We start from the raw sequence: 25,904 nt of genomic DNA, 5'->3' as shown, positions 1-25,904 counted from the left end.
TGCCCGACGACGCCGTTGTTGATGTGCTTCTCGGCCAAGCCGCCGACCCAGAGGTCGACGCGGTCGATGCCCGACACGATCTTGGTCCCGTCGGCACCGTCCCGGAGCACGATGTCCGGATTGGCGGCCACGAAAGCCGCCCGCTCCTCGGCCGTCGTGAGGACGAGATCCGGGTAGGCCGCCTTGAACTGGGCGATGACGGTGTCGCTCAATCCGTTCCGGGCCTGGAAATCCGCCCAGGACGCATAGGGGCTCAAGTCACCCGCGAAGCCCACCGCCTGGTGGACGTAGGGATCGGACGACGCCTTCAGGTCGGCGCGGACCTGGTTGAGCGTGCCGAGCCCGACATCCCGGCCGCGGGCCACGTTGAAGGCGAAGAGGTCGGCGTTGATCCGCACCAGGTCGTTGCGCACCGCGTCGACGATGTTGAAGTCGACCTCCTCGGCAGCTTGCGTCGCGATCCCGGCCAGGATGGCGTTGGCCCCGAGCTGGGCGTAGCCCGGCTGCGGCACGTAGCCGGGAGGGAGGGGAGCGGTGAAGGCGCCCGCGTCGTTCGTCGGGTTCAGGAAGGCGTCGACGAGCTGCACCTGGCGCGGCTGTCCGTCCGCTCCGAGCACCGTCAGGGTCTCGCTGATCAGGGAATGCCCGACGCGATAGACCGCGGACGCGAATTCCTCGGAGATGCGGGCATCCACGCTCGGGTCGTAGCCGTGGAAGCCATGCGAGCCGCCCCCCTTGATGCCGCCGATGAGATGGTCGGCGAACTCGGTGAAGACGACGCGCTGGTATTCGGCCTCGTTGAGCATCTTGGCGGCCTGGAACACCTCCTCGGGCGTTCCCTGGAAGCCGGACGCCACCAGGTTGTCGACGTGGAAGTTGTGGTTGCGTGCCCAGATCGTGTGCATGGCCGTCAGGGAGACGTTCTCGTTCGCCCGTCCGTCGCCGGCCACGAAGTGGTCGAGGAGGCTCACGAAGGGGTTCGTGTCGAGGAGCAGGGCATTCCCGCTGCCCATGAAGTCGGCCGCCATGGCGCTGACGATGCCGGGGTCGAACGCGCCCGTGACCGGATCGATCAGGGCGCCCGGCGCGTGATCCGGGACGGCGAAGTTCGCGTAGTATTCCCGGAAGCTCATCGACCCGCCGGGCAGAGAGGGGTCGTGGAAGACCGTGTTGGCGTCCCAATGGTGCTGGATCAGGGCACGCAGGGTCGGCAGCAGGTTGAAGGCGGGATTCGACGGGTCCGGCAGTCCGGCCAGCAGGTGCGCGCCCACGCCCCCGTGGCCGTCGCTCTCGCGCAGGAATTGCCCGACGAGTTCGTGCGAGCCATAGGCCTGGTTCTGGTCGACGAACGGTGACGTCTTGTTGAGATGCTGCGGCACGCCGTTCGCGTCGATGGAGGCCACCGCGCCCCGGGTGAGGTCGACGGGGTTGTCGCTCGTCGGGCTGCGCACCGAGCCCGGGCCGCCGATCTCGACGGTCCCGTTGGCGGAGGTCTTCGGCAGGAAATCGAGCCCGTGGTCGAAGTACTGGCCGAACGCCATGAAGGCGATGTTGGTGCCGTTGGCCTGATGCGGCAGGTCGGCTTCCTGGGTTCCCAGCGTGTTGCTGATGGCGCGCGGATCGAGGCCGTTGAAGAGCGGATTCAGGGCGTTGTTGCCGATGGCCGGGTCGAAGGCGCCGTAATGGGCGTCGGTCAGTCGGATGAAGGGCTGGTCGGCGGATCCGAATTCCGGATGCGTCAGGTTGTTGCCGGCCCCCGAGAGGTGGCGCACGCCGGCCGCGCCCATGGCGTCGTCGTCGCCCCCGGCGATGGGCTGCCCGGTGACGAGGGCCTTGATCCCGGCAAGATCCGCGTCGGTGAGCATGAAGCTGCCGCCCGCACCGCCGCCCCCGTTCCCGGGGCCTCCGTTTCCGGTGCCTGCGTCCGGCGGGTTCCCGCCGTTGCCCGGGCCGGTCCCGAAGGTGGGCGTGCCCGAACTCGCGAAGGTGATGCTGTGGGAGCCGTGGCTCAGGGTCGTCATGCCGTTGGCCTGGGTCTCGGCGTAGTCCGCCCGAGTGGTGCCGGGGGCCAGCTCGATGACGTCCTGCGGACGCAGCGTTCCCACGATGGTGTCGGTGCCGCCGCTGGACCGGAACACGATCCGGTGGGCCGAAGTCAGCCCGGAGATGTCGACGGTGTCGTTCCCCTCGGTGCCGTCGATGGTCACGGTGTTGAGGTTCAGGCTCGTCGTGGCGAAGTTGCCGATCAGGAAGACGCTGTCGCCCGCCCCCGCATTGGTCGGCGGGTTCGGCACCGAGACCGCGGCGGTCCCGATCCGGATCTCCTCGATCTCCTGCAGCTCGGCGACGACGGTGGTGACGGCGCCCGTGGTGCGGGTGATGACGATCTCGGTGCCGGGGCTCAGCGTGGCGACGTTGTTGCCGGCGACCTGCCCCCAGGCGGCGACCGTGTAGACCCGGAAGGTCTCGGCAAGACCGAGCGTGCCGTTGACCACGAGGGTGTCTCCCACGGTGGCCTCGGTCCCGCCCCTCACCACGTCGCGCCCGTCGTTGCCCACGAGGGTGATCGGGCCGAGTACGGCGCCACCGTTCCAGGTCACGACGTCGTCGCCCGCGCCGGCATCGATGGTGTCGTTGCCGGTCCCGCCCTGGATGGTGTCGTTGCCCGCCGCCCCGTTGATGGTGTCGGCGCCGGCACCGCCGTCGACGAAATCGTCACCGGCCCCGGCATTCACCGTGTCGTTGCCGCCGTTGGCGAGGATCCGGTCGGCGCCGGCCGTGCCGTTAATCGTGTTGCCGACGCCGGTGTCGACGATGTTGTCACCGACCACCTCGGTCGGCGCCGAGAAGACGCGCTCGGCATAGCCGCCCTGGTCGGTGAAGCTCACCGCGACACGGACCTGGAGCCCGACCTGCGCTTGCTGCGGCGTGAAGGTCTGGCCGGTCGCGCCGGTGATGTCGGTCCAGGTCCCGGTGGACGGCAGGGATTGCCATTGGAAGGCGAAGGTCGTGGGCAGGCCGTTCAGGTCGGCGATGCCGGCGACGTTCGCCCGGATCGCCGCCAGTTCGGTCGGCGTGGTGTCGTCGATGGTCGGCGCACCGGTCGCCGGCACGTTGGTGAGGAACACGGCCCCGTCCGCGAACTGGGCGCGCTCGATGTTGTGGAGCGTATCGATGCCGTCCGACAGCTTCAGGGTCGGGGTGACGACGAAGCCGGTGTGGCTGACCTGGAAGCTGTCGTCGCCGAGGTTGGTGATGGTGTAGTTCGCCCGCACGTCAGAGAAGATCGCGGTGTCGACGTCGGCACCTTGTCCGGCGTCGACGATCTCGCGGACGATGTTGAGCTGGCCCGGGTTGACCGCCCGGGACATCAGCGCCGTCTGCAGGCTCATCCCGCCGAGGTAGAGCGGTCCGGTGCCGCTCGCGAGCCCGGCCGGGGTGGTGAACATCTGGCCCGCGAGGCTGTCGGCGGTGGCCACCTCGGTGCCGGCGGCGTCCCGGATGCTGATCCGCACGTTGAGCCAGCGGTCGCCGTCCAGGATGTCGTTGCCGGCCTTGGCGTCGAACGTGTCGCTGCCGGCGCCGCCGAGCAGGATGTTGCCGCCGTTCTGCGGGTCGAACACCGTGGTGTCGGGCGCGAGGCTGGCGAAGGGGGTGGCGTCGCCTCCGGCCGTCTGACCGCGGACCGCGCCGGGCGTCAGCTTGAGCAGCGCCTCGAAGCCGTCGATCAGGGCGACGTTCTGGGACAGCAGCATGCTGTCGGTCGCCGGGCCGTTGACGATGCCGGCCAAGCCGGGGCCGTTCGCGCCCGTTGGGCGTTCGGTCCCGATCAGCGTGTCGTCGTGCTTCCAGCCCGAGGCCGCCTCGACCGAGTCGTTGCGGTCGCGCAGGATGAGCGCCTGCTGGGTGACGAACTGGGAGATGCCGAGGTCGATGAGACCGTTGTTCGGGTCGCCTTTCTGGATCGACCAGTCGAACCCGAGCATGCCGTTGTTGCGCTGGATGCCGGGGCCCTGGACCATGATGTCGTCACCGGACTCGCCGTCGTAGTCGGTGTCGTTGCCCTGTCCGTTGAGGACGTCGTGGCCGATGATCATGCTGTTGAAGAACAGCTGCGAATTCTCGCCGGCGAGACCGTCGAAGCCCTCGCCGCCCTCGATCCAGTCGTTGCCCTCGTTGCCCATCAGGGTGTCGCCGGCACTCCCGCCGAGGACGAAATCGTCGCCGCGCCCGGCGAAGACCTCGACCGGATCGGTCGAGTGCGTGACGAAGTCCTTGCCGCCGCCGCCGAACAGGATGTCGAGGCCCGGGCCGCCCGAGATGGCGTCGTTGCCCTCGCCGCCGCGGATGAACTCGTCGCCGAAGGGGTCCTCGATGACGTCGTCGCCGTCGCCGCCGAAGATCTGGTCGGATTCCATGCCGCCGTTGAGATAGTCGTTGCCGCCGTCGCCCCAGAGGGTGTCGATGCCCTTGTCGCCGATCAGGCGGTCGTTGCCCTCAGTTCCGCCGAGGACGACGTGCTCGCCGCCGCTGAACTTCAGCATCCCGCCGTCCGCACGCCCGTCGCCGTCGACGTCCGCCCCCGGCGCGGCGCGAACCACCTTCGGGTCCAGGATCTGCAGCAGCAGGTCGTCCTGCGTCGGGTCGTCCTCAAGCTGCTTGCCCTGGTTGAGTTCGAGGATGTGGTCGGCGCGGCCGAAGAGCGCCCCGTTGAGGTGCGAGGAGCCCTCGTCGCCCAGATCGGTGTTGCGCTGGACCAGGGCCGAGAAGGTGTTGGCTTCGAGCTCGTTGAGCAGGTTCATGCCCTGCGTACGGCTGAGGTAGTAGAAGCGGTCGCCGTTCTGGAGGTTCTCCATCTGCGTCTCGAAGACGAAGTTGAAGGTGTTGCCCAGCATCCCGCCGAATTCCATTTTCTCCTCGGCGAGGCCGCCGATCCAGAAATCGACGTCGTTCAGGCCGGAAGTCGCGGCGTTCCATTGGCCCCTGCCGGTGAGGAAATCGAGCCGATCCGTGGGCGGCACGATGGTGTGCGCGTCGGGTACCAGGCTCGACGGGTCGTCCGGCACGTCGACCGGGATGCCGAGCACCAGGGCGGTCGCCGCGGCGCGCTTGCCCGCGAGGGTGCTCTCCTGCGCGATGATCTCGTGATCGCCGTAGGCCGCGATGAAGTTGATCACCGAGGCCGGGTTCTTGATGTTCTGCGCGAAGTCGGCCCAGCTCTCATAGGGCTTGAGCTTGGCGTCGGCGGTCATCGCGTAAAATTCCGCGCGGGCCTCGTTGAGCGACGGCACGCCCTGTTCCCGTGAGCGCGCGATGTTGAGCGTCGCCAGGTCGAGCGGGAGCCCGAGAAGGTTGTTGCGCAGGGCGTCGACCACGAACTCGTCGATCTCGTTGCCGATCTGCCGGGTCATGCCCCGGATGATGGCGCCGGCCGCCGCTTCCGTGTCGACGCCGCTCGCCGTGAAGGCGAGGGGATTGAGGAACGCCTCGATCAGGCCGAGCTCCTGCGTTCCGGCGACGCTCGGGTCGGCGTCGACCGACTGCATGTCGAAGCCGAGGCGGTCGACGGTGTCCCCGAGCATCGAGTGCCCGAAACGGTAGACGACGTGCGCGAACTCGGCGGTGATGGCCGGGTTGAGGTCGGCGCTATTCGTGAACACGAAGGGGTCGACGTTCGGCTGGACAGTCCGGGCGAACTCCTCGAACACGAGGTGCTGGTACTGCATCTCGGTGACGAACTTGGCGGCCTGGAACAGGCGCTCGCCGTCCCACTGCAGCGCGGCGACCTCGGCCGCGGTGGTCGGCAAGGTGGTCAGGTCGACCCTGAGCCATTCGTTGATGAAGGCGAGATCGCCCGAGGCCAGGATGGTCTGCTTGTTGGCCTCGACGAGGCGGTTGTGCTCCGAGTGGAAGATGGTGTGGACGGCGGTGAGGCCGATGTTTTCGTTGCCGCGCCCGTCGCCCGTGATGAAGTGACGGTCGAGGAGTTCGTTGTCGTAGGCGAGGTTGGCCCCGGTCTGCGGATTGCTGGCGATCGGATTGCCGATGAGGGCGTCGGCGTCGGCGGCCACGGCCTGACCCTGCACGATGGGGTCGGCGGTATGGGCGATGTCGTCGAGGAAGGCGTGTCCCGTCTTGACCGCGCCGACCGTGCGGATACCCTCTGCCGTTCCCTCCTTGAACCAGGTGGTGGCGTGCTCCGTGTCGGGCTGCATCAGCAGCTGCGCATAGCCGTTCGGCCCCGGGATGAAGCGCCCGTAGGGGTCCGTCATCAGGACCGGCACGTTGTGGATGTCCGTATCCACGAGTTCGATGCCCAGCATCGCCTTCGCCTGGGCCTTCACCTCGGCCCAGTTCGCGATGGCCTTGCCGTCCAGCCCGCCGTTGAGCAGGTTTCCGGTCGCGAGCGTGACCGGATTGGCGATGCCGTCGCCCGGGGTCACGTCGACCCGGACGTACTCGCGCAGGAAGACCTGGTGCGAGGGGTGGGAGGTGTAGGTCTGGTTCTGGTCGATCCACGGCGTCGTGGTGTTGACCGCGGTGCGAATGTCGTCCGCCGTGCCGAGCACGCCGTCGGCGCCCGGTCCCGTGACGGGCGTGGCGCGGGTCAGGACCATGAAGCGCTGGGCCTCCGGCAGGTCGTCGGTGGTACCGAGCACCCCGTCGCCGCCGGCGATCAGCGGATCGTCGGGCATCAGCGGAACGATGACCGAGCCGTTGCCCCCCTTGGTGACGAGATCGAGCCCGTGGTCGAAGAACTGCCCGAACAGGGTCATCCAGCCGTTGAAGGGCGGCGACAGGCCGATGTCGGGCGACTGGTTCGGGATGAAGGCGATCTCGGTCGCGGTGGGGACGTAGTCCGCCGGGGGCGCCTCGCCATTGTGGGCCGCCGCATAGGCGGCTTGGGCGATGGGATTGGAAAACCAGGCCGCGACCGCGGCCGGGTTGTGCGGGCTCATGTCGGCGATGAGGTTGCTGGCCGTCCGGATGCTGGTGTCCACCACCGTGCCGGAGGTGCTGTAGTCGTTGTTGGTGACGACGCCGCCGGGGGCTGATCCGTTGACGTCGAACCGGCCCGTGCCGGTGGTGTATTGGGCCGACAGAAGGCGCGGGAACGGCTGGTCGGCTGCCCCGAGAAGGCTCTGTCCCGGCAGGAGATTGTTGTTGCTCCCGTCGACGGCGCGCAGGCCGTAGGGAAGCAGGGCCGCGTCCGGACCGATGATCTCCTGGAGGGTGCGCGTGTTGCCGGGCGCGGAAAATTCCTCGGCGATGCGAATCTGCGCCAGGATGTGACGGAGGTCGTTGGTGTCGACCGTGAACGTGACGGACATGGCGGTCTCCTCGGCTCATGAGTCATCGATGGGACGAGCGTCGGCCGCTGCCCCGGATTGCGAATGGAATGGCCGCACGTCGGCTCGCGCCTGTTCGGGCGACGTCGGTTCAGGAAGCTGGGATTGCGGGGAAGGGGGCTTCGGCGATCTTAGGCCGAGTCCGTGCCCGTGCCCGTGCCCGTCAGGGGCGCGCGGTGCCCGGCCAGGGCGGCAAGCGTCTTGGATATGCGTGACGAACTATCGTTAGACCTGGATTGTCGCGCATCGAACGTACCCCGCGAAGTCGAAGAGGGTAGCGGTTGCCTTCATCCGGGGGCTGTTGCCCTTGCGCCGAACCTCGCACGGACGCGAAAAATTGCGAGTGTGAAAAATTCCTTAACCCATCAGGAAAAACCCACCGGTGAAGGTTTTTCCCTCACCTCCGGCTCGGGGCTGACAGACGGGCAGGCAGCATCGGGTCCTTCCCGCTCGGAGCGGTCGCTCCTGTCCGGGCACCCGGTGCCGCGCTCCGGAGGGGTCCGCGCCCGCGGATGCGCCGGTCGTTCAGGCGAATACCGGGATGGTCCCGGCCAGCATCGGCGTCACCGCGTTCCCGGCGGCACGGTATCGCTTGGTCCCGGCGCCGGCGGGCCGGCCACGTCTGCGCACGACCTCGCGCTCGAAGGCGATGAAGGCTTGGGCTGAGCCGTCACGCCCCAGGATCGGGCGCACGTCGAGCTCGCACAGGTAGGCGTCCCCCTCCTTTCGGTAGTTCTGCAGGCAACCGAGGAATCGGCCTTCCGCCCTCAGCATCCGGGGCAGGTGGCGCGTCGCCTCCCGGTTCGTCCCCGCCCCCTGCAGCAGGCGCGGAGAGCCTCCGACGACCTCCGCGATCCCGTACCCGCTCAAGCGCGCGAAGGCCGGGTTGGCATAGAGCACGGTCGGTCCCGGACGCTCCAGATCGATGTCCGTGAGCACGACCGCGACGTCCAGGGGCTCGGCGAGCATTCTCACGAGATCCACGATGTTCATGACAGTTTTTCTTCCACGACTTTCATGCGAAATCGTAAAACAGACTTCGTTAAGGATTCTTATCGCCGGAAAGACATGTTTTGGATGCCGCGTGCGTGATTTAATTCAGAACTCGTCAAACACCAGCGCTCCACAATGATGGAAGATTCAGGGGCGGTCACCGCCAAGAACTGAGCATTTCCATCATCGTTTCCGCGGGAGTTTTCGATGTTCGATTTCAGGGGCCGGTCACGTAAAGCGAGATTCAATACCGCGATGCTCGAGAGCCTGCGCCTGCCGGTTCTTGGGGTCGACGTGCATTCGGTCGTGACGACCATGAACCCGAGCATGAACGACCTGCTCGGTCGGGGCAGGATCGGCCTCACGGGATCCCGCCTCGACGACCTCTGCCGCGACGTGATGGGCCAGCCCCTCGTTCCGCCGGGGTTGCGGGGCCGGCACGAAACCCTGGTTCGCCTCGACGGCCGCCACTACGACGTGGCCGTCACGCCGGTGACCGAAGGCGCCAGCGTGACGGGGTACGCACTCGGGTGGATCGACGCGACCGGCCGGCTCGAGCGCGAGGACCAGGCGCGCCGGCTCGCAGCCGTCGAGGCATCCCAGGCCGTCATCGAGTTCGCGCCGAACGGTACGATCCTCTCGGCCAACGCGGCCTTCCTCGAGGTCATGGGCTACACCCTGGACGAGATCCTCGGCCGCCACCACGGCCTCTTCGTGGAGGCGGCCCATCGGGACAGCCGCGCCTATTCCGCGTTCTGGAACGGGCTGCGGGCGGGTCGGCCGGAGGTCGCCGAGTTCAAGCGGGTCGCCAAGAGCGGCAAGACGGTCTGGATCAAGGGCTCGTACAACCCGATCCGGGATGGTGCCGGCGTCGTCACGCGGGTGGTGAAGTACGCCACCGACATCACGGCGCAGATGGTGGAAACCAACGCGCTCCGCGGGCAGGTCGATGCCATCCGCAGGTCCCAGGCCGTGATCAGCTTCGACCTCGACGGGCGAGTGCTGGAAGCGAACGCCAATTTCCTGTCCGCCGTCGGCTACACGGCCGCGGAGGTCGTCGGGCAGCATCACGGCATGTTCGTCGACGCCGAGCATCGCGCCAGCGCCGAGTACGCCCGCTTCTGGGACGCGCTGCGCCGCGGCGAGTACCAGGCTGGCCAGTTCCGGCGCATCGGCAAGGGCGGACGCGAGGTCTGGATCGAGGCCAGCTACAACCCCGTGCTCGATGCCGATGGCCGCCCCGTCCAGGTCACCAAGTTCGCCATCGACGTGACGGCCCAGGTCGAGCAGCGCGAGCAGGTCCGCCGAATGGAGGAGGCGTCAGCGCGGGAGCGGATCGAGGCGGAGGCCCGCCACAAGGCCGAGCGCGTGCAACTGGCCGATGCCTTCGAGCAAACGGTCGGGGGCGTGCTCGCCTCCGTCGCCTCCGCGGCGACCGAACTGCAGGCGACCGCCACCAGCATGTCGGGCATCGCCACCGAGACCGCGCGCCAATCGACCACCGTCGCGGCGGCGGCGAGCCAGGCAGCGGCCAACGTCAACACGGTCGCGGCGGCCGCCGAGGAACTCGGCGCCTCCGTGAACGAGATCGGCCGGCAGGTCGCCGGCTCCGAGGACCTCGCGGGCCAGGCCGTGACCGAGGCGGAGCAGACCGCGCTCCTGGTCCAGGAACTGAGCGAGGCGGTCCGCCGGATCGGCGACGTGGTCGCCATGATCTCGGCCATCGCGAGCCAGACCAATCTTCTGGCGCTCAACGCCACCATCGAGGCCGCGCGCGCCGGCGAGGCAGGGCGCGGTTTCGCCGTGGTCGCGGCCGAGGTCAAGGAACTCGCCACCCAGACGGCGCGGGCGACCGAGGAGATCACCGGGCAGATCAGCCGCATCCAGGGGGCGACCGGCGGCGCCGTCAGCGCCATCGACGGCATCCGTCGGCGCATCGCGGAGATCAACGGCGTCGCCGGGTCCATCGCGGCGGCCGTGCAACAGCAGGGCGCGGCCACGCAGGAGATCGTGCGCAACGTCAGCGAGGCCGCCGCGGGCACCGGCGAGGTGACGAGCAACATCACCGGCGTGGCCCGGGCCTCCGAGGAGACGGGTGCCGCGGCGAGCCAGGTCCTGACCGCGGCCTCCGACCTGTCGCGGCAATCCGAGCATCTCGACGGGGAGGTTTCCCGCTTCCTCGCCAAGATCCGTGCGGCGTGAGGCGGGGATGACCGAGTTGCTCATCCTGCCCGTCGACCTGTCCTCCGACGGCATCCGTCGCCTGGAGGCTCAACTCGAGCGTGACATCCGTGCCGGAGGGGATCTCGGCTCGCGTCAGGGTCAGATCGCCTGCCTCTCGGAATCGATCCTGCGCTCGGTGGAAGGCTTGCAGGAGGCTTTGTCCCTGCTTACCGCCGAGCTGCCGGCCGGAGACCCGATGGTCGCCCGCCTTCAGGAGGCTGCGGAAAACATGATGCGGCTCGCGCTCGCGGTGATGGATTACGCGGCTCTCTACGACCCGCAAGGCGGGGGAAGGGCCTGAAGCGCGCCGCGCCGCCGCTACGGTGGTCAGCGGTCCGGCCGGTCTTCCGGCCCGGCGGTCGAGTCGAGTTCCGCGCGGATCTCCGCGCTCGAGGCCCCGAGGGCCGGCGGCATGCGGCGGACGGGCAGGCGCGTGCCGTCGATGCGATAGGGCGGGGCGAGGACGTGGCCGGCGGCCTCGGTCCCGGGCAGCACGAGGTGGCCGGCGCGAGCACGCTCGGAGGTCAGGGCCGCGTGCAGGCCCAGCACCTCGCCGCAGGGGATGCCGGCCGCGTCGAGGCGGGCGAGGAGGTCGGCGCGGGTCCAGCGGGCGAGTTCGGCCTCGATCACGGGCAGGAACGCGGCGCGGTTGCGCGAGCGCTCCAGGTTGGTGGCGAAACGCGGGTCCACGGCGAGGTCGGGGCGCCCCAGCACCTGCTCGCAGAGGCGGCGGTACTGGCCGTTGTTGCCCACCGCCAGCACGATCGGACCATCCCCGGTCTCGAACACGCCGTAGGGCGCGATGGACGGATGGGCGTTGCCGGCGCGGACGGGGTCGTGCCCGCGCACCATCGCCTCCAGGCCGCAATAGGCGGTGAGCGCCACGCCGGAATCGAACAGGGCGAGCTCGATGTGGCGGCCGCGCCCCGTGCGCTCGCGCTGGAACAGGGCGGCGAGCACCCCTTGCGCCGCGTATTGCCCGGTGAAGAGGTCGACCGCCGCGAGGCCGAACTTGAGGGGCGGGCGCTCGGCCTCGCCGTTCAGCGCCATCAGCCCGGCCTCGCCCTGCACCACGATGTCGTAGCCGGGGCGGGCCGCCTCCGGCCCGTTCGAGGCGTAGCCCGAGATCGAGCAGTAGATCAGGCGCGGGTTCTCGGCGCTCAGGGTCGCGTAGCCGAGGCCGAGGCGGTCGGCGCCCCCGGTCTTGAAGTTCTGCACCACGACGTCGCAGGTCCGGGCCAGGGCGCGGGCCGTGGCGAGGCCCTCCGGGCTGGCGAGGTCGAGGGTGATCGAGCGCTTGTTGCGGTTGGCGCTGTCGAAGTACGAGGTGTTGGTGTCGCCCGTCCGCAGGCCCCAGTCGCGGGTGTCGTCGCCCCGCTCGGGATGCTCGACCTTGATCACCTCGGCGCCGAGGTCGCCCAGGCACATGGCGCACCAGGGACCGGCGAGCACGCGCGAGAGATCGAGCACGCGGATGCCGGCGAGCGGCAGGTCGGGAGGCGTGGAGGTCGAACCGTCGTGCGCCGTCGTCTCGCCCATGTCAGTTTCTCCGCTCCCCGTGCCGTCCCTTCGCGCCGGGCCTGTCTAACAGGATTCCGCCCGTTCCGATCCTGCACCCGCGCGGGTGGCCTCTCCGGCGCGGACTGATAGGATCGCCGGAACACGAAGAACCGCCGAGGACCCCCCATGAACGCCCCCACGCGCCCGCCCGGCTCCGCTGCGCCCACCGCCCCCGCTTCCGCCAGCTTCGCCTGGGACGATCCGTTCCTGCTGAACGACCAGCTCACCGAGGACGAGCGCGCGATCCACGAGGCCGCCACGGCCTTCGCGCAGGAGGAACTCCTGCCCGGCATCGTCGAGGCCTACGCGCACGAGACCCCCAACCCCGAGCTCTTCGCCCGGATGGGGGAACGCGGCCTCCTCGGGGTGACGCTGCCGGAGGAATACGGCGGCGCGGATGCGAGCTACGTCGCCTACGGCCTCGTGGCGCGCGCCGTCGAGGCGGTGGATTCCGGCTACCGCTCGATGATGAGCGTGCAATCCTCCCTCGTGATGTACCCGATCCACGCCTACGGTTCGGAGGAGCAGCGCCGCAAGTTCCTGCCCAAGCTCGCTTCCGGCGCATGGATCGGATGCTTCGGTCTGACCGAGCCCGATGCCGGCTCGGACCCGGCCGGCATGAAGACCAAGGCGGTGAAGATCGACGGCGGCTACCGGATCTCGGGGGCCAAGATGTGGATCTCGAACGCGCCCTTCGCCGACGTCTTCGTAGTCTGGGCGAAATCCGAGGCGCACGAGGGCGCGATCCGCGGCTTCATCCTGGAGAAGGGCCTGAAGGGCCTCTCGGCGCCGACCCTCAAGGGCAAGCTCTCCCTGCGCGCCTCCACCACGGGGGAGATCGTGATGGATGACGTGGAGGTCGGCGAAGATGCGCTCCTGCCCAACGTCTCGGGCCTGAAGGGCCCGTTCGGGTGCCTCAACCGGGCGCGCTACGGCATCGCCTGGGGCGCCATGGGGGCGGCCGAGGATTGCTGGCACCGGGCGCGGGCCTACACCCTGGAGCGCCGGCAGTTCGGCCGGCCGCTGGCTCAGACCCAGCTCGTGCAGCGCAAGCTCGCCGACATGCAGACCGAGATCGCCCTCGGGTTCCAGGCTGCGCTCCGAGTCGGGCGCCTCTTCGACGAGGGCCGGATGGCGCCCGAGATGATCTCGCTGATCAAGCGCAACAATTGCGGCAAGGCGCTCGACATCGCCCGCACCGCCCGCGACATGCATGGCGGCAACGGCATCATGGGTGAGTACCACGTGATGCGCCACGCCCAGAACCTCGAGACGGTGAACACCTACGAGGGCACGCACGACGTCCACGCCCTGATCCTGGGCCGGGCTCAGACGGGGCTGCAGGCGTTCTTCTGAGCGGGCCGGCGGGATCGAACGCGGGCGGGGTTCAGCTCTTCAGCCGGTAGCCGGTCCGAAAGATCCAGGTCACGCCGGCAAGGCACAGGACCAGGAAAACCAGCGCCATGGCGACGCTGACCCCGATGCCGACATCCGAGGTGCCGAAGAAGGCCCAGCGGAAGCCGCTGATGAGGTAGACCACCGGGTTGGCAAGGCTCACCCCCCGCCAGAACGGCGGCAGCATCTCGATGGCGTAGAAGCTGCCGCCCAGGAAGGTCAGCGGCGTCACGACGAGGAGCGGCACGAGTTGCAACCGCTCGAAGCCGTCGGCCCAGAGGCCGATGAGGAAGCCGAACAGGCTGAAGGTCACCGCCGTGAGGAGCAGGAACAGCACCATCGCCACGGGGTGCTCGATGCGCAGGGGCACGAACAGGGCGGCGGTGGCCAGGATGATCAGCGCGATCAGGATCGATTTCGAGGCCGCCGCCCCGACATAGCCCAGCACGATCTCCAGGGGCGAGACCGGGGCCGACAGGATCTCGTAGATCGTGCCGGCAAAGCGCGGGAAGTAGATGCCGAACGAGGCGTTGGCGATGCTCTGCGTCAGCAGCGAGAGCATCATCAGGCCCGGCACGATGAAGGCCCCGTAGGCGACGCCGTCGACGGCGGCCACCCGCGAGCCGATGGCGGCCCCGAAGACCACGAAGTAGAGCGAGGTGGCGATGACCGGCGCGACGATGCTCTGCAAAGCCGTGCGCCAGAAGCGCGCCATCTCGAAGCCGTAGATGGCCCGGACCGCGTACCAGTTCATGCGCGTTCCTTCACGAGGTCGACGAAGATCTCCTCCAGGGAGGATTGGCTGGTCTGGATGTCGCGGAAGCGGATTCCGGCCGCCGCGAGATCGGCGAGCAGGCCCGTGATGCCGGTGCGCTCGCCCTCGGTGTCGGGAGTCTTGGTATCGTACGTGTAGACGAGGTCCTGCCCGCCCGGCTTCAGGGTGAGGTCGTGCCGCGCCAGGGCCTCGGGCAGGGCGGCCAGCGGCTCCTGCAGGTTCAGGGTCATCTGCTTCTTGCCGAGCTTGCGCATCAGTTCGGCCTTCTCCTCCACCAGGATGATGCGGCCCTTGCGGATCACCCCGACGCGGTCGGCCATCTCCTCGGCCTCCTCGATGTAGTGGGTGGTCAGGATGACGGTGACGCCGGTGTCGCGCAGCGAGCGCACCAGGCGCCACATGTCCCGGCGCAGTTCCACGTCGACGCCGGCGGTGGGCTCGTCGAGGAACAGGATGCGCGGCTCGTGCGCGAGGGCCTTGGCGATCAGCACCCGCCGCTTCATGCCCCCCGACAGCGTCATCATCCGCGAGTCGCGCTTTTCCCAGAGCGAGAGGTCGCGCAGCACCCGCTCGATATGCGCCGGGTCGGGCCGGAGGCCGTAGAGGCCGCGGCTGAAATTGGTCGTCGCCCAAACGGTCTCGAAGGCGTCGGTGGTGAGTTCCTGCGGCACCAGCCCGATGAGCCGGCGGGCGCGCCGGTAATCGGAGGCGATGTCGTGCCCCCCCGCCAGGACGCGGCCCGCGCTCGCCGTGACGATGCCGCACACGATGCTGATCAGCGTCGTCTTGCCGGCGCCGTTGGGCCCGAGCAGGGCGAAGATCTCGCCCTCGCGGATGTCGAGGTCGATGCCGTCGAGGGCCTTCAGGCCGGAGGCGTAGACCTTGGACAGGTCCTGGATCGAGATGATCGGCTGCATCGGGGCTCCGCTGCGGCATGGCGCCGGCGCGATCGGGCCGGCGCTATAGCACGCCGCCGCCGCAGGACTGGACCGCAAAACGAGAAAAGCCGCCTGACGGCGGCTTCCCCGGTGTCGCGGTCGCGGGCGATCAGGCCCGCAGGCGGGTCCGGACCTCGCCGAGGCTCTGGCGCACCAGGCCCTCGGCGGCCTCGCCCTGCATGCGCTCGCGCAGGATCACTTCGGACACCTTGACGGCGGCGTCGGCGGCGGCGGCGCGGACCTGGGCGGTGGCCTGGACCTCGGCCTGCGCGATCTTGGTCTCGGCGGACTTGGTGCGGCGGGCGATGAAGTCGTTCAGGCGGGCATGGCCCTCGTCGGCGATGCGCTGGGCCTCCTCGCGGGCCGAGGCCACGATGGCCTCCGCCTCACGCTCGGCCTCGGTGCGGCGCTTCTTGTAGTCGGCCAGGACGCCGGCCGCTTCCTCGCGCAGGCGGCGGGCCTCGTCGAGCTCGTGGCGCACGCGCTTGGCGCGGCCGTCCAGACCCTTGATGATCTGATCGAAGCCGCCGACCTTCCAGACCACGGCCATGAACAGGACGAAGGCGACTGCGACCCAGAATTCGGCTTCCAACAACATGCTCGGCGTCCCAACTCGATGGTGTCCGGCGAGGTCTTCCCCGTGGGGTGTTCCTGCCGGTCAGATGTGGTTTGGCGTCCCGCCTCAGTGCGGGAATGCGACGCTGTCGAGGGCCTTGGCGAGGGCGGCCTCGTCGGGGCTCCGGCCGGTCAGGCGCTCCACGATGGCGGAGGCCGTTTCGCCGGCGATCCCGCGCACGTTGCCCATGGCCTCGGCGGTGCGGGTGCGCAGGGTGGCCTCGGAGGCGGCGATGCGCGCGTTCAGCTCGGCCTCGAGGGCCTTGCGCCGGGTCTCGGCTTCCTGGGCGAGGGCGTTCCGGGTCTCGAGGGCGATGGCCTGGGCCTTGGCCTGGGCGTCGCTCAGGGATTTCTCGTAGGCCGCGCCGGCGGCGTCCGCCTCGGCCTTCAGGCGCTGGGCCTCGTCGAGGTCACCCGACAGGCGCGTGGCGCGGTCGTGCAGGATGCCCTGGATGCGCGGCAGCGCGATCTTGTCCATCAGGTAGTAGAGCAGGCCGAAGGCCAGCGCGAGCCAGATTAGCTGGGACGCGAAGGTGTGGCTCTCGAAGGGGGGGAAGCCGCCGCCGTGCTCGGCGGCCGGCGTCGCGGCGAAGCCTTCATGCGTTGCGGTCGGATGAGCCGGCTGAGCCATGACGTCCTTCGGTCAAATCGGGAGAAAGGACCGGACGCGAGGACCATCCCAGGAGGGGAGGCGGCGTCCGGCCCGGTAGCGGGTTCGAAGTCTAGGGAGCGCGCAGCGATCTCAGACGGCGAACAGGAGCAGCAGCGCGACGAGCAGCGAGAAGATGCCGAGCGCTTCCGTGAGGGCGAAGCCGAGGAGCAGGTTGCCGCGCTGGCCGTCGGCGGCCGACGGGTTGCGGAGCGCGCCGGCGTAGAACTGGCCGAAGAGGTTGCCGAGGCCGATGGCGGCGCCCGCCATACCGAGACAGGCGAGGCCGGCACCGATGTACTTGGCAGCTAAGGGATCCATCAAATTGCTCCTGGTGTCCGTGTCGTCGTTGCGTGGAGAGAAATCCGGCCTGCGACCGCGGACCGGGGACGGAAGGGCGCTTCCCGGCTGGCGCCGGGATGACCCGGCCTAGTGGCCGGGATGCAGGGCGTCGCTGAGGTAGATCGAGGCGAGCGTCGCGAAGACGTAGGCCTGCAGACCGGCGACGAGGAATTCGAGGGCCGTGACGGCCACGCTGAGGGCCAGCGGCAGGGGCGAGATCGCGCCCCAAGCCCCGGCGGCGAGCAGCGCCGGCACGAAGCCCGCGAAGATCTTGAGGGCGATGTGCCCGGCGAGCACGTTGGCGAAGAGACGGACCGCGAGGCTGATCGGACGCGAGATGAACGACACGATCTCGATGGCCACGATCATCGGCATCAGCCAGCCGGGCACGCCGGAAGGCACGAACACCTTCAGGAACTTCGTGCCGTGGGCCATGAAGCCGTAAACGATCACGGTGCCGATCACGAGGAAGGCCAGCGCGAAGGTGACGATGATGTGGCTGGTCACCGCGAAGGCGTACGGGATCATGCCGAGCATGTTCAGCACGAGCACGAACATGAAGAGCGAGAAGATCAGCGGCATGAACCGCTCGGAGCCGTGCCCGGCGGACTGGCGCAGGGTCGAGCCGATGAACTCGTAGAACACCTCGGCCATCGACTGCATGCGGCCCGGCACCACCGAGCGGCGGGCGGTGGCCACCACGGTGATCAGCGCGATGATCCCGACGGCGGCGAACATGTAGAGCGCGGACTGCGTGAACGCGATCTCCTGGTTGCCGATATGACCGAAGGAGACCAGCGGCTTGAGCTCGAACTGGTGGATCGGATCCATCTTTACGGCCATTGCCGCTCCCGCCCTTCTGAATCTCGGCCGGCCTTTCGGCCAGCCACCACCGGTGCCGCACGGAGCGGCATGCATGAAATCGAGGTCCGGCCGCAGGGGCCTTCCCCGGAGCGAGCCCTCAGGGGTCCCGCTCCTTGCCCGGCGCCTTCGAGAGTGCTCCCGAGACGCGCATGACGTTGTAGACGCCGGTCGCGAAGCCCAGCATCAGCAGGACGATCAGACCCCAGGGTTTCGTCCCCAGGTACCGATCGAACATCCAACCGAGAATGCCCCCGGCCAGGACGCCCGCGATGAACTCGGTCGAGAGCCGCATCGCTTGGCCGAGAGGAGAAGGCCCGGCCGTCTGGCCGGGACGCGAGGAATGACCGGGAGGGGCGCTGGGCCGCTTCCGCTCGATCTGCGTCTCAAGACGTTTGAGCCTCTGGGAGAGGTCCGCGTCCAGTGCTTTCTTCCGCCCGTCCCCGCCTTCGTCCCCTGTTTCGTTGCCGCTCACGGCGAGAACTCACATTGGCGAGAGCGGAGGGAACCGGCCGGAACGCCTCCTTCAAGCGGGGCGCACCATAGTTTCGCCTACCTTGGGTGTCAAGGCGCCCCCGACACGATGTAAGATATTGACACCCTTGGGAAAATCGAGGTTTTCCCGATCCGCCCCCAGGTCTTCGGCAATGCCCGTGGCGGGACGGCCCCAGACGGACCAGATCCCGCGTGACGCGGACGGGTTCAGGCGCCCAGAATCGGCTTGATCACCTTCTCCATCCCCTCGATGGTCATCTCGCCCTTGAAGCGCTCGCCGTTGATGAAGAACGTCGGCGTCGAATCGACCTTGAAGGTGTCCATGCCCTTCTGCTTCACCGTGTTGACGGCGTTGTAGAGCTTCTGGTCCTTCAGGCAGGCCTCGAACTTCTCCTTCGAGAAGCCTGCCTGACGCAGCATCTGCTCCATGGCATCCACCGGCGATTGCGGCTTCTGCACGTAGGCCCAGGCGGCCTGCTGGTCGAAGAGCAGGTCGGTGATCGGATAGTACTTGGCGTCCCCGTCGCAGCGCGCCAGCATGAAGGCCGCCGTGGCCAGGGGGTCGAGGGGGAACTCGCGCAGGGTGAAGCGCACCTTGTTGGTGTCGATGTAGCGCTCCTTCAGGGCCGGCCAGGTGAACTTGTGGAAGGCGGCGCAGTGCGAGCAGGTCATCGAGGCGTACTCGATGATCGTGACCTTGGCGTCCTTCGGGCCGAGCCAGACGTCGCCGAGGGGGCCGGGCTCCATCAGGGTGGAGAGGTTCGCGTCCTCGGCCGCGGCCGGCAGGGTGAACCGGGGCAGGAGGATCGCAGCGCCGACCGCAAGGCCGGTGGCTTTCAGGGCGTCGCGTCGGGTGATCATGATCGGGACGGGCTCCGCTCGCGGACCAAATGTCTTCGTGAGCGATGCGGTAGAATCCTGCAGGCGTCCTGACAAGGCGGGTCGTCGTTTCGCCGCGGGTCGTTCTCACGGGACCGGCGGCCACCCGCCTAGCGCTTGTGTGTGGTCGCCACGATGGCGGTGCCGAGGCGATCGAGGGCGTCGCGAAGGGCGTCGTGCTCGATCGTGCCCACCGCGAGCGCCACTTCGCCGCGGCGGACGGGATCGATCACCGGAGGCGCGGGCCGGCGCCCGATCCGGTCGACCCGGCCCTGGCGCAGCACGATCCGGCCCACGCAGGCCCAGCCGTAATGGGCATTGATGCGCTGGATCACCACCGGAGCGAGGTGCTGGAGTTCGAGGGCGAACACCCCCTCCACCCGGACCACGAGGGTGCCGGGCTCCGAGCGCCCCTCCTCGTCGCGCTGGCGCCGGCGCGGCCACTCGAGCTTCGAGGGCTGGCAGTAGCGCGACAGGCGCTCGCCGACGATCTCGGGCCAGGCGCCCAGGATGTCGGTGGAGGCGAAGCCCTGCGCGGCGAAGGCCGGGCCGATGCATTCCTCCAGCAGTTCGGCGAGGGGTTTGGCACGGGCCATGCGCTGCGTGTGTCCGTAAGGCCGACCGGGATCGCGTCCGGGGCACCGGTATCGCGCCGCAATGGTTAGCACGCGGTTCCGGAGAGCCGAAGCGGCGTCGCGGATCCTCGGGCGGGTCTTTGACGGCGGGGTCCGGAGGGCTATGGACGAGCCTCCCCAGCGCGCACCGGTGCCCGTGTCCCAGACCACAGCCCCCGACCCCGCGGCCGCCGATCTCCTGAGCTGGTACGATAGGCACCGGCGCGTCCTGCCCTGGCGGGCGCTGCCGGGGGAAACGCCCGACCCGTACCGCGTCTGGCTCTCGGAGGTGATGCTCCAGCAGACCACCATCGCGGCGGTCAAACCCTACTTCGCCGCGTTCCTGGCGCGCTTCCCCACCGTCGAGGCCCTGGCGGCGGCGCCGGAGGAGGCGGTGATGTCGGCCTGGGCCGGGCTCGGCTACTATTCGCGCGCTCGCAACCTGCATGCCTGTGCCCGAGCGGTGGCGGCGGCCGGCGGGTTTCCCGACACGGCCGCGTCCTTACGCAAGCTGCCGGGCATCGGCGCCTACACGGCGGGCGCCGTCGCGGCGATCGCGTTCGACCGGCCGGAGGCGGCGGTGGACGGCAATGTCGAGCGGGTGATGACGCGGCTCTTCGCCATCGAGACGGCGCTGCCGGCGGCGCGCCCCGAGATCCGGGCGGTGACGCAGGATCTGGTGCCGGCGGACCGGCCGGGGGACTTCGCGCAGGCGGTGATGGATCTGGGCGCCACCATCTGCACGCCCAAGCGCCCGGCCTGCGCCCTCTGCCCCTGGATGGTCCCCTGCCGGGCCCGGGCGCTCGGCCTGCAGGAGACCTATCCGCGCAAGGTCAAGGCGGTGAAGGGCATCCTGCGGCGGGGCGCGGCCTTCGTGGCGATCCGCAGCGGCGACGAGGCGATCCTCCTGCGCACGCGCCCGCCGGAGGGATTGCTCGGCGCCATGGCCGAGCCGCCGACGAGCGCTTGGGAGCCCGATTACGACCCGGCCCAGGCCCTCCTCGACGCGCCCCTCGACGCGCGCTGGAAGCGGCTGCCGGGGCTGGTGCGCCACGGCTTCACCCACTTCCCGCTGGAACTGACGGTGTTCGTGGCCAAGGTCGCGCTGAGCACGGCGGCGCCGGCGGGCCTGCGCTTCACGCCGCGCCGCGACCTCGGCGAGGAGCCCCTGCCGGGCGTGATGAAGAAGGTCCTGGCCCACGCCTTCGACCCGAAGCCAGACCCACCGGCCAAGCGCGGGCGGCCGAAGGCGATGCGGGCGGTCGCGGACACGCCACTCTTCGCCGAGGCGGACCCGGAAGCGCCGGCCGCGCCGCCGCGCTTCCGCCCCGTGCCGAAGCCGGCGCCGCGCGCGATCCCGGTGCCGCGGCCGGATGAGGAGGAGGGGGTGTTCGAGGAACCGGCGGCGGTGCCCCCCGCCGCGCGCAAGCGGGGCAGGCCGAAGACGCGTCCGCGTTGACCGGACGTCCAGTTCAGGCGGCGGAGCCCATGGCGGCCCGCATCTTGGCGCGGAAGACGTCGATGAGCACCGGCTTGCCGTTGCGGGTCGCATGCCAGAAATCCCAGCCGTTGCAGGCGGGAAACCCCTGCACCAGGGCCCCGATCTTGTGGATCGAGCCCGTGGCCGGCCCGGCCATCAGGGTGCCGTCGGGGCGCACGATGGCGCTGTGGCGGCCGCGCGCGTCCGTGAGGGTCTCGCCCGCGCGGATATGCCCGGCCTCGATCACGCTGAGGAAGGCGACGCGGGGCTCCGCGCGCTTGCTCGGTGCCACCAGCAATGCCGCCTGCGACAGGGGCTCGACGGCGTCGATCCGGGCGCGGGCGGCCTGCGCGTAGACGGTCTCGCGCTCGATTCCGATGAAGCGGCGTCCCAGGCGCTTGGCGACGGCGCCGGTGGTGCCGGTGCCGAAGAACGGGTCGAGCACCACGTCGCCGGGGTTGGTGGCCGCGAGCAGCGTGCGTGCGAGCAGCGCCTCCGGCTTCTGGGTGGGATGGACCTTCTGGCCGTCGGCCCCCTTCAGGCGCTCGTCTCCGGTGCAGAGGGGGATGAACCAGTCCGAGCGCATCTGGACGTCGTCGTTGCCGCCCTTCAGCGCCTCGTAGTGGAAGGTGTAGGCCTTCGACTCCGCCGAGCGCGAGGCCCAGATCAGGGTCTCGTGGGCGTTGGTGAAGCGCTTGCCCCGGAAGTTCGGCATCGGGTTGGCTTTCCGCCAGACGATGTCGTTGAGGATCCAGTAGCCGAGATCCTGGAGGGTGGCGCCGACCCGGAAGATGTTGTGGTAGGAGCCGATCACCCACAGGGTGGCGTTCGGCTTCATCACCCGGCGCGCGGCGGCGAGCCAGTCGCGGGTGAAGGCGTCGTAGGCGGCAAAGCTCGAGAACCGGTCCCAGGCGTCGTCCACCGCGTCGACCCGGCTCTGGTCGGGACGCAGGAGCGAGCCTTCGCCGAGCTGGAGATTGTAGGGCGGATCCGCGAACACGCAGTCGACGCTGGACGCCGGCAGGGCGTTCATGGCCGCGATGCAGTCGCCGACGAGGATCTCGTCGAGGGGAAGACGGGACGCGGGGGGTACGAGACCCATCCGCGGCACCGACACGGGCCGCCCGGCACGCGAGACACTTTTCCGGGCGACGGTGTCGGCAACCGCGGTACGCAGGGAAGCCATGGCAAACACCGGTTACGCGACTGACCGGCAGACCTTGGGCCCGTTAACGTAAAGGCGGGGTTGCCGGGAGGCGGACAAGGCGTCTCGATTTGGGGCTGCAATTTTTGCCGGGTGGCATGAACCGGGCCCAGGGAGGCTATAGCTCCACCGCCGGAAAGATCGCCGCAAGACTTACCTGAAGATCGAAAAGATGGTGTCCGGCAACCCGCCGTTCCGCATCAGCCCCCCAAGGATGGCCTCCGACCGACCTCCAGGGCATGAACGGAGAAGAAACTTGCCTTTCCGAAGCCCGCGGGCCTCGCGCAGGGCAGGGTTTCGCTGACCGCATCCCTGAGGGGGCCATCCTGCACCCCGACGTTGCGTCGCAGCCACGATCAAGGCTCGATCGCACAGCGTTTTCGGCACCTGAACAACGATGCGAACGGGCGGATTCATAGATAGATCCTGAATAATATCTCCACGCACAACCACTGATTAAAAAATCCCTATAGCCTTAAAAAAGGCAGTTCTTGCCATATTTGTCCGGTCTCATTTTGGCCCTGATCCGCTTCATTTTGCCGGCCATCCGAAACAACCAAGGGAATGCGGATGACCATCAAGCCTGTTCGTGGAGCTGTTGCCCTCATTGGAACCGTCGTCACCCTCGCCGCCCATTCACCGGCCAGTGCCCAGTCCGGCGCGGCCTCCTGGTACGGCAGCGGCCACCGCACGGCGAACGGTGAGCGCTTCAATCCGAACGGGATGACCGCCGCCCATCGCAGCCTGCCGTTCGGCACCCGGGTCCGGGTCGAGAACAAGCGCAACGGCCGCTCCGTGGTGGTGCGCATCAATGATCGCGGCCCGTTCGTGCGCGGCCGGATCATCGATCTCGCCAAGGGCTCCGCCCGCGCGCTCGGCATGGGCGGCACGACCTACGTGTCCCTGCGCGTCGTCGACTGAGACGGGCCGACCCGATCGGCCATCGTCACGCCGGAGTGAACCGCCGAAATTTCGCGTGAGCCAATCCGGCCGGTCGGCGTTGTGCGAACGACCGGTCGACCCCATTCTCACCGGCGGAATCGTGAGTTCGGAATCCCATGGCCAAGCCCCTGATCGTCGAAATTCCGCATGACCTCGGCCTGGCGGAAGCCCGCCGGCGCATCGCGGATGGCATCACCCAGGCCGACGGGCTGTTCGCCAAGGCGGGCATCGCCGTCGACAAGATGGCCTGGACGGACGACCGCCTCGATTTCGCGATGGCCGCCATGGGCCAGAAGGTGGACGGCCAGGTCGATGTCCGGGCCGAGACCGTGCGGGTCGAGGTGCGCCTGCCGCTGCTCCTCGCCCTGTTCGCCCAGCAGATCCAGAAGCGGGTCGGCAAGGAGGGAAACCTCCTGCTCACCAAGAAGTAGGCCCCGGCCGCCCCGCGTGATGGCGTCACCCCGGAACCGGCCTCCGGTGCGGGGTGTTGCCACGGTCCGATCCTGGGGCATTCAGGTCCCGGGCAACCGAGAGGCGCAAGCGATGTCGAACCCCGGCCCCATCCCGGAAGCTCCGGTGCCCGAGACCCCCTACGAGGCGCCGCAGACCCCGCCCCCCGGGCCCGATACCCCGGGGACGGACGTGCCGGGCAAGACCCCGACCGAGGCGCCCGACGTGACGCCCACCGAGATCCCGGTCAACGATCCGGATATCGGCCCGGCCATCGCCCCCGATCCGATGCCCACGGGCCCCGCCAACCCCACGATGTGAGGGACGCCCGAATGCGGGTTTGTTCGGAGGCGCGGTCGCTGCCATAAGCCGGCCCCATGGCCGCTCCTCCGCTTCTCACCCTCCAAGACGTCGCGCTTACCTTCGGCGGCACCCCGCTGATCGAGCGCGCCGAACTCGCGATCTCCCCCGGCGAACGCACCTGCCTCGTGGGTCGCAACGGCTCGGGCAAGTCCACCCTGATGAAGATCGCCGCCGGGCTCGTGGAGCCCGACAAGGGCGTGCGCTTCGTCCAGCCCGGCACCACGATCCGCTACCTCGCTCAGGAGCCCGACTTCTCGGGCTTCGAGACGACACTGGACTTCGTCGAATCCGGCCTCAACCACGACGACGACGCCTACCGCGCCCGCTACCTCCTGGAGAGCCTCGGGCTCACCGGCGCGGAAAACCCCAAGAGCCTGTCGGGGGGTGAGGGCCGCCGGGTGGCGCTCGCCCAGGCCCTGGCGCCCGAGCCCGACATCCTGCTCCTCGACGAGCCCACCAACCACCTCGACCTGCCGGCGATCGAGTGGCTCGAATCCGAGCTGAAGAGCGTGCGCGGCGCCCTCGTGCTGATCAGCCACGACCGGCGCTTCCTCTCGGCCCTGTCGAAGACCACGGTCTGGCTCGACCGCGGCGTCACCCGCCGCATCGAGCAGGGCTTCTCCACCTTCGAGGCCTGGCGCGACGCCTTCTTCGAGGAGGAGGAGCGCGACCGGCACAAGCTGGAGCGCAAGATTGCCGACGAGGAGCATTGGCTGCGCTACGGCGTCACCGCACGGCGCAAGCGCAACGTGCGCCGCCTCGGCAACCTGCACGCCCTGCGCAAGGAGCGCCGCGACGACCGCCGCCCCGTCGGCACCGCGACCATGACCTCGACGGAGGCCGAGAGCTCGGGCGCCCTGGTGATCGAGGCCAAGCACGCGGCCAAGGCCTACGGCCCGCGCCGGATCGTCGACGACCTCTCGCTGCGGGTGATGCGCGGCGACCGCCTCGGCATCGTCGGCGCAAACGGCGCCGGCAAGACCACGCTGATCAACCTGCTGACCGGTCAGGCGCTCCCGGATTCGGGCACGGTGGCGCTCGGCACCAACCTGAAGATGATGCTCCTCGACCAGGCCCGCGCCGTGCTGGAGCCCAGCATGACGGTGACGGAAGTGCTCACGGGGGGCAGCGGCGATTCGGTGATGGTCGGCGGCGTCAGCCGCCACGTCATCGGCTACCTCAAGGACTTCCTGTTCGCCCCCGAACAGGCCCGCACCCCGGTGAGCGTGCTCTCGGGCGGCGAGCGCAACCGCCTGCTTATCGCGCGGGCGCTCGCCCAGCCCGCCAACCTCCTCGTCCTCGACGAGCCGACCAACGACCTCGACCTCGAGACCCTCGACCTCCTGCAGGAGATGCTGGCGGATTACTCCGGCACCCTGATCCTCGTGAGCCACGACCGCGACTTCCTCGACCGGGTGGTCGGCAGCGTTCTGGTCAGCGAGGGGGAGGGGCGCTGGGTCGAGTATGCCGGCGGCTACACCGACATGATCGCCCAGCGCGGGGAGGGCGTGCAGGCCCGGGCGGCGGCCGGGCGGGCCGAGAAGTCTGAGGCGCGCGCCGATGCCCGGGACCGCGCGAAGGCGCCCGAGACCGCGTCCCCGGCCGGCAAGCCGAAGCTCGGCTTCAAGGACCAGCACGAGCTCAAGACCCTGCCGGACCGGATGAAGAAGCTCGAATCCGACATCGCCAAACTGCGCGAGGTCCTGGCCGATCCGGGCCTCTATGCCCGCGACCCGGCCCGCTTCGCCAAGGCCTCCGACCTCCTCGCCCTCGCCGA

At 69.2% G+C, this 25,904-nt stretch carries 21 protein-coding genes; 8 read left to right on the top strand and 13 right to left on the bottom strand.

Annotated elements, in window-relative coordinates; translation table 11 throughout:
* Together K2X24_RS10735 and K2X24_RS10730 are read right to left on the bottom strand one after the other, a co-directional pair.
* On the bottom strand, nucleotides 1-7,331 hold a 7,331-nt coding region (locus K2X24_RS10735; RefSeq protein WP_292497711.1), incomplete at its 3' end, for a peroxidase family protein.
* 543 nt (nucleotides 7,332-7,874) lie between these two features.
* Nucleotides 7,875-8,342 carry a PAS domain-containing protein gene (locus tag K2X24_RS10730; protein WP_292497709.1) on the bottom strand — a complete coding sequence of 156 codons (468 nt, stop codon included), beginning with the start codon at nucleotides 8,340-8,342 and terminating at the stop codon, nucleotides 7,875-7,877.
* 255 nt (nucleotides 8,343-8,597) lie between these two features.
* Here K2X24_RS10730 and K2X24_RS10725 point away from each other — a divergent pair, with 255 nt between their 5' ends.
* Together K2X24_RS10725 and K2X24_RS10720 are read left to right on the top strand one after the other, a co-directional pair.
* The gene (locus K2X24_RS10725; protein WP_292497707.1) at nucleotides 8,598-10,544 is read left to right on the top strand and encodes a PAS domain S-box protein; all 1,947 of its coding nucleotides are present in this window, start codon (nucleotides 8,598-8,600) and stop codon (nucleotides 10,542-10,544) included.
* Between the two features lie 7 nt (nucleotides 10,545-10,551).
* Nucleotides 10,552-10,866: a hypothetical protein gene (locus K2X24_RS10720; RefSeq protein WP_292497705.1), complete on the top strand. Its 315-nt coding sequence runs from the start codon at nucleotides 10,552-10,554 to the stop codon at nucleotides 10,864-10,866.
* Nucleotides 10,867-10,892: 26 nt separating this feature from the next.
* Here K2X24_RS10720 and K2X24_RS10715 read toward each other — a convergent pair whose 3' ends face one another.
* Nucleotides 10,893-12,104 (bottom strand): CaiB/BaiF CoA-transferase family protein, encoded by a 1,212-nt coding sequence (locus tag K2X24_RS10715; RefSeq protein WP_292497702.1) that lies wholly within the window; start codon nucleotides 12,102-12,104, stop codon nucleotides 10,893-10,895.
* 147 nt (nucleotides 12,105-12,251) lie between these two features.
* Here K2X24_RS10715 and K2X24_RS10710 point away from each other — a divergent pair, with 147 nt between their 5' ends.
* Complete coding sequence (locus tag K2X24_RS10710) at nucleotides 12,252-13,481, top strand: acyl-CoA dehydrogenase (RefSeq protein ID WP_292497699.1); 1,230 nt, start codon at nucleotides 12,252-12,254, stop codon at nucleotides 13,479-13,481.
* Between the two features lie 31 nt (nucleotides 13,482-13,512).
* On the opposite strand, the gene K2X24_RS10705 is transcribed toward K2X24_RS10710, so the two are convergent.
* The 9 genes from K2X24_RS10705 to K2X24_RS10665 form a co-directional block, all read right to left on the bottom strand.
* Complete coding sequence (locus K2X24_RS10705; protein WP_292497696.1) at nucleotides 13,513-14,274, bottom strand: ABC transporter permease; 762 nt, start codon at nucleotides 14,272-14,274, stop codon at nucleotides 13,513-13,515.
* Nucleotides 14,271-15,212, bottom strand: a complete 942-nt coding sequence (locus K2X24_RS10700; RefSeq protein WP_292497694.1) for an ABC transporter ATP-binding protein — start codon at nucleotides 15,210-15,212, stop codon at nucleotides 14,271-14,273. The genes K2X24_RS10705 and K2X24_RS10700 overlap by 4 nt, the downstream gene beginning before the upstream one ends.
* 130 nt (nucleotides 15,213-15,342) lie before the next feature.
* On the bottom strand, nucleotides 15,343-15,828 hold the full coding sequence (locus K2X24_RS10695; RefSeq protein ID WP_292497713.1) for an ATP F0F1 synthase subunit B: 486 nt from the start codon (nucleotides 15,826-15,828) through the stop codon (nucleotides 15,343-15,345).
* A gap of 87 nt (nucleotides 15,829-15,915) precedes the next feature.
* Nucleotides 15,916-16,479, bottom strand: a complete 564-nt coding sequence (locus K2X24_RS10690) for a F0F1 ATP synthase subunit B' (RefSeq protein WP_292497691.1) — start codon at nucleotides 16,477-16,479, stop codon at nucleotides 15,916-15,918.
* Nucleotides 16,480-16,590: 111 nt separating this feature from the next.
* Nucleotides 16,591-16,818, bottom strand: a complete 228-nt coding sequence (locus K2X24_RS10685; RefSeq protein ID WP_018044493.1) for a F0F1 ATP synthase subunit C — start codon at nucleotides 16,816-16,818, stop codon at nucleotides 16,591-16,593.
* A 108-nt stretch (nucleotides 16,819-16,926) separates the two neighbouring features.
* A complete protein-coding gene (locus K2X24_RS10680; protein ID WP_238282203.1) occupies nucleotides 16,927-17,682 on the bottom strand; it encodes a F0F1 ATP synthase subunit A in 756 nt (251 codons plus the stop codon).
* Between the two features lie 118 nt (nucleotides 17,683-17,800).
* Complete coding sequence (locus K2X24_RS10675; RefSeq protein ID WP_292497676.1) at nucleotides 17,801-18,175, bottom strand: AtpZ/AtpI family protein; 375 nt, start codon at nucleotides 18,173-18,175, stop codon at nucleotides 17,801-17,803.
* A gap of 227 nt (nucleotides 18,176-18,402) precedes the next feature.
* Nucleotides 18,403-19,056 (bottom strand): thioredoxin domain-containing protein, encoded by a 654-nt coding sequence (locus K2X24_RS10670; protein WP_292497673.1) that lies wholly within the window; start codon nucleotides 19,054-19,056, stop codon nucleotides 18,403-18,405.
* Nucleotides 19,057-19,184: 128 nt separating this feature from the next.
* Nucleotides 19,185-19,670 (bottom strand): DciA family protein, encoded by a 486-nt coding sequence (locus K2X24_RS10665; protein ID WP_238282209.1) that lies wholly within the window; start codon nucleotides 19,668-19,670, stop codon nucleotides 19,185-19,187.
* Nucleotides 19,671-19,812: 142 nt separating this feature from the next.
* Between K2X24_RS10665 and mutY the strand changes: the two genes are divergently transcribed.
* Nucleotides 19,813-21,147 carry an A/G-specific adenine glycosylase gene (gene mutY / locus K2X24_RS10660; protein ID WP_292497671.1) on the top strand — a complete coding sequence of 445 codons (1,335 nt, stop codon included), beginning with the start codon at nucleotides 19,813-19,815 and terminating at the stop codon, nucleotides 21,145-21,147.
* A 13-nt stretch (nucleotides 21,148-21,160) separates the two neighbouring features.
* On the opposite strand, the gene K2X24_RS10655 is transcribed toward mutY, so the two are convergent.
* Nucleotides 21,161-22,270 (bottom strand): site-specific DNA-methyltransferase, encoded by a 1,110-nt coding sequence (locus K2X24_RS10655; protein ID WP_292497669.1) that lies wholly within the window; start codon nucleotides 22,268-22,270, stop codon nucleotides 21,161-21,163.
* Between the two features lie 666 nt (nucleotides 22,271-22,936).
* Here K2X24_RS10655 and K2X24_RS10650 point away from each other — a divergent pair.
* The 4 genes from K2X24_RS10650 to K2X24_RS10635 form a co-directional block, all read left to right on the top strand.
* Nucleotides 22,937-23,293, top strand: coding sequence for a septal ring lytic transglycosylase RlpA family protein (locus tag K2X24_RS10650; RefSeq protein ID WP_292497667.1), 357 nt, complete (start codon nucleotides 22,937-22,939; stop codon nucleotides 23,291-23,293).
* A gap of 137 nt (nucleotides 23,294-23,430) precedes the next feature.
* Nucleotides 23,431-23,745 (top strand): polyhydroxyalkanoic acid system family protein, encoded by a 315-nt coding sequence (locus K2X24_RS10645; RefSeq protein ID WP_238282213.1) that lies wholly within the window; start codon nucleotides 23,431-23,433, stop codon nucleotides 23,743-23,745.
* A gap of 112 nt (nucleotides 23,746-23,857) precedes the next feature.
* A complete protein-coding gene (locus K2X24_RS10640) occupies nucleotides 23,858-24,085 on the top strand; it encodes a hypothetical protein (RefSeq protein ID WP_238282214.1) in 228 nt (75 codons plus the stop codon).
* Nucleotides 24,086-24,141: 56 nt separating this feature from the next.
* A partial coding sequence (locus K2X24_RS10635) for an ATP-binding cassette domain-containing protein (protein WP_292497662.1) occupies nucleotides 24,142-25,904 on the top strand: 1,763 nt, incomplete at its 3' end.

The sequence above is a fragment of the Methylobacterium sp. genome (genome assembly GCF_019750675.1).
In the GTDB taxonomy this organism is placed as follows: domain Bacteria; phylum Pseudomonadota; class Alphaproteobacteria; order Rhizobiales; family Beijerinckiaceae; genus Methylobacterium.
This window is presented reverse-complemented; position numbering and strand designations above follow the sequence as displayed.

Coding starts and splice junctions, on each gene's coding strand:
- K2X24_RS10730 (WP_292497709.1), bottom strand. CDS start 8,342: ATGAACATCGTGGATCTCGTGAGAATGCTCGCCGAGCCCCTGGACGTC.
- K2X24_RS10725 (WP_292497707.1), top strand. CDS start 8,598: ATGCTCGAGAGCCTGCGCCTGCCGGTTCTTGGGGTCGACGTGCATTCG.
- K2X24_RS10720 (WP_292497705.1), top strand. CDS start 10,552: ATGACCGAGTTGCTCATCCTGCCCGTCGACCTGTCCTCCGACGGCATC.
- K2X24_RS10715 (WP_292497702.1), bottom strand. CDS start 12,104: ATGGGCGAGACGACGGCGCACGACGGTTCGACCTCCACGCCTCCCGAC.
- K2X24_RS10710 (WP_292497699.1), top strand. CDS start 12,252: ATGAACGCCCCCACGCGCCCGCCCGGCTCCGCTGCGCCCACCGCCCCC.
- K2X24_RS10705 (WP_292497696.1), bottom strand. CDS start 14,274: ATGAACTGGTACGCGGTCCGGGCCATCTACGGCTTCGAGATGGCGCGC.
- K2X24_RS10700 (WP_292497694.1), bottom strand. CDS start 15,212: ATGCAGCCGATCATCTCGATCCAGGACCTGTCCAAGGTCTACGCCTCC.
- K2X24_RS10690 (WP_292497691.1), bottom strand. CDS start 16,479: ATGGCTCAGCCGGCTCATCCGACCGCAACGCATGAAGGCTTCGCCGCG.
- K2X24_RS10685 (WP_018044493.1), bottom strand. CDS start 16,818: ATGGATCCCTTAGCTGCCAAGTACATCGGTGCCGGCCTCGCCTGTCTC.
- K2X24_RS10680 (WP_238282203.1), bottom strand. CDS start 17,682: ATGGCCGTAAAGATGGATCCGATCCACCAGTTCGAGCTCAAGCCGCTG.
- K2X24_RS10670 (WP_292497673.1), bottom strand. CDS start 19,056: ATGATCACCCGACGCGACGCCCTGAAAGCCACCGGCCTTGCGGTCGGC.
- K2X24_RS10665 (WP_238282209.1), bottom strand. CDS start 19,670: ATGGCCCGTGCCAAACCCCTCGCCGAACTGCTGGAGGAATGCATCGGC.
- mutY (WP_292497671.1), top strand. CDS start 19,813: ATGGACGAGCCTCCCCAGCGCGCACCGGTGCCCGTGTCCCAGACCACA.
- K2X24_RS10655 (WP_292497669.1), bottom strand. CDS start 22,270: ATGGGTCTCGTACCCCCCGCGTCCCGTCTTCCCCTCGACGAGATCCTC.
- K2X24_RS10650 (WP_292497667.1), top strand. CDS start 22,937: ATGCGGATGACCATCAAGCCTGTTCGTGGAGCTGTTGCCCTCATTGGA.
- K2X24_RS10645 (WP_238282213.1), top strand. CDS start 23,431: ATGGCCAAGCCCCTGATCGTCGAAATTCCGCATGACCTCGGCCTGGCG.
- K2X24_RS10640 (WP_238282214.1), top strand. CDS start 23,858: ATGTCGAACCCCGGCCCCATCCCGGAAGCTCCGGTGCCCGAGACCCCC.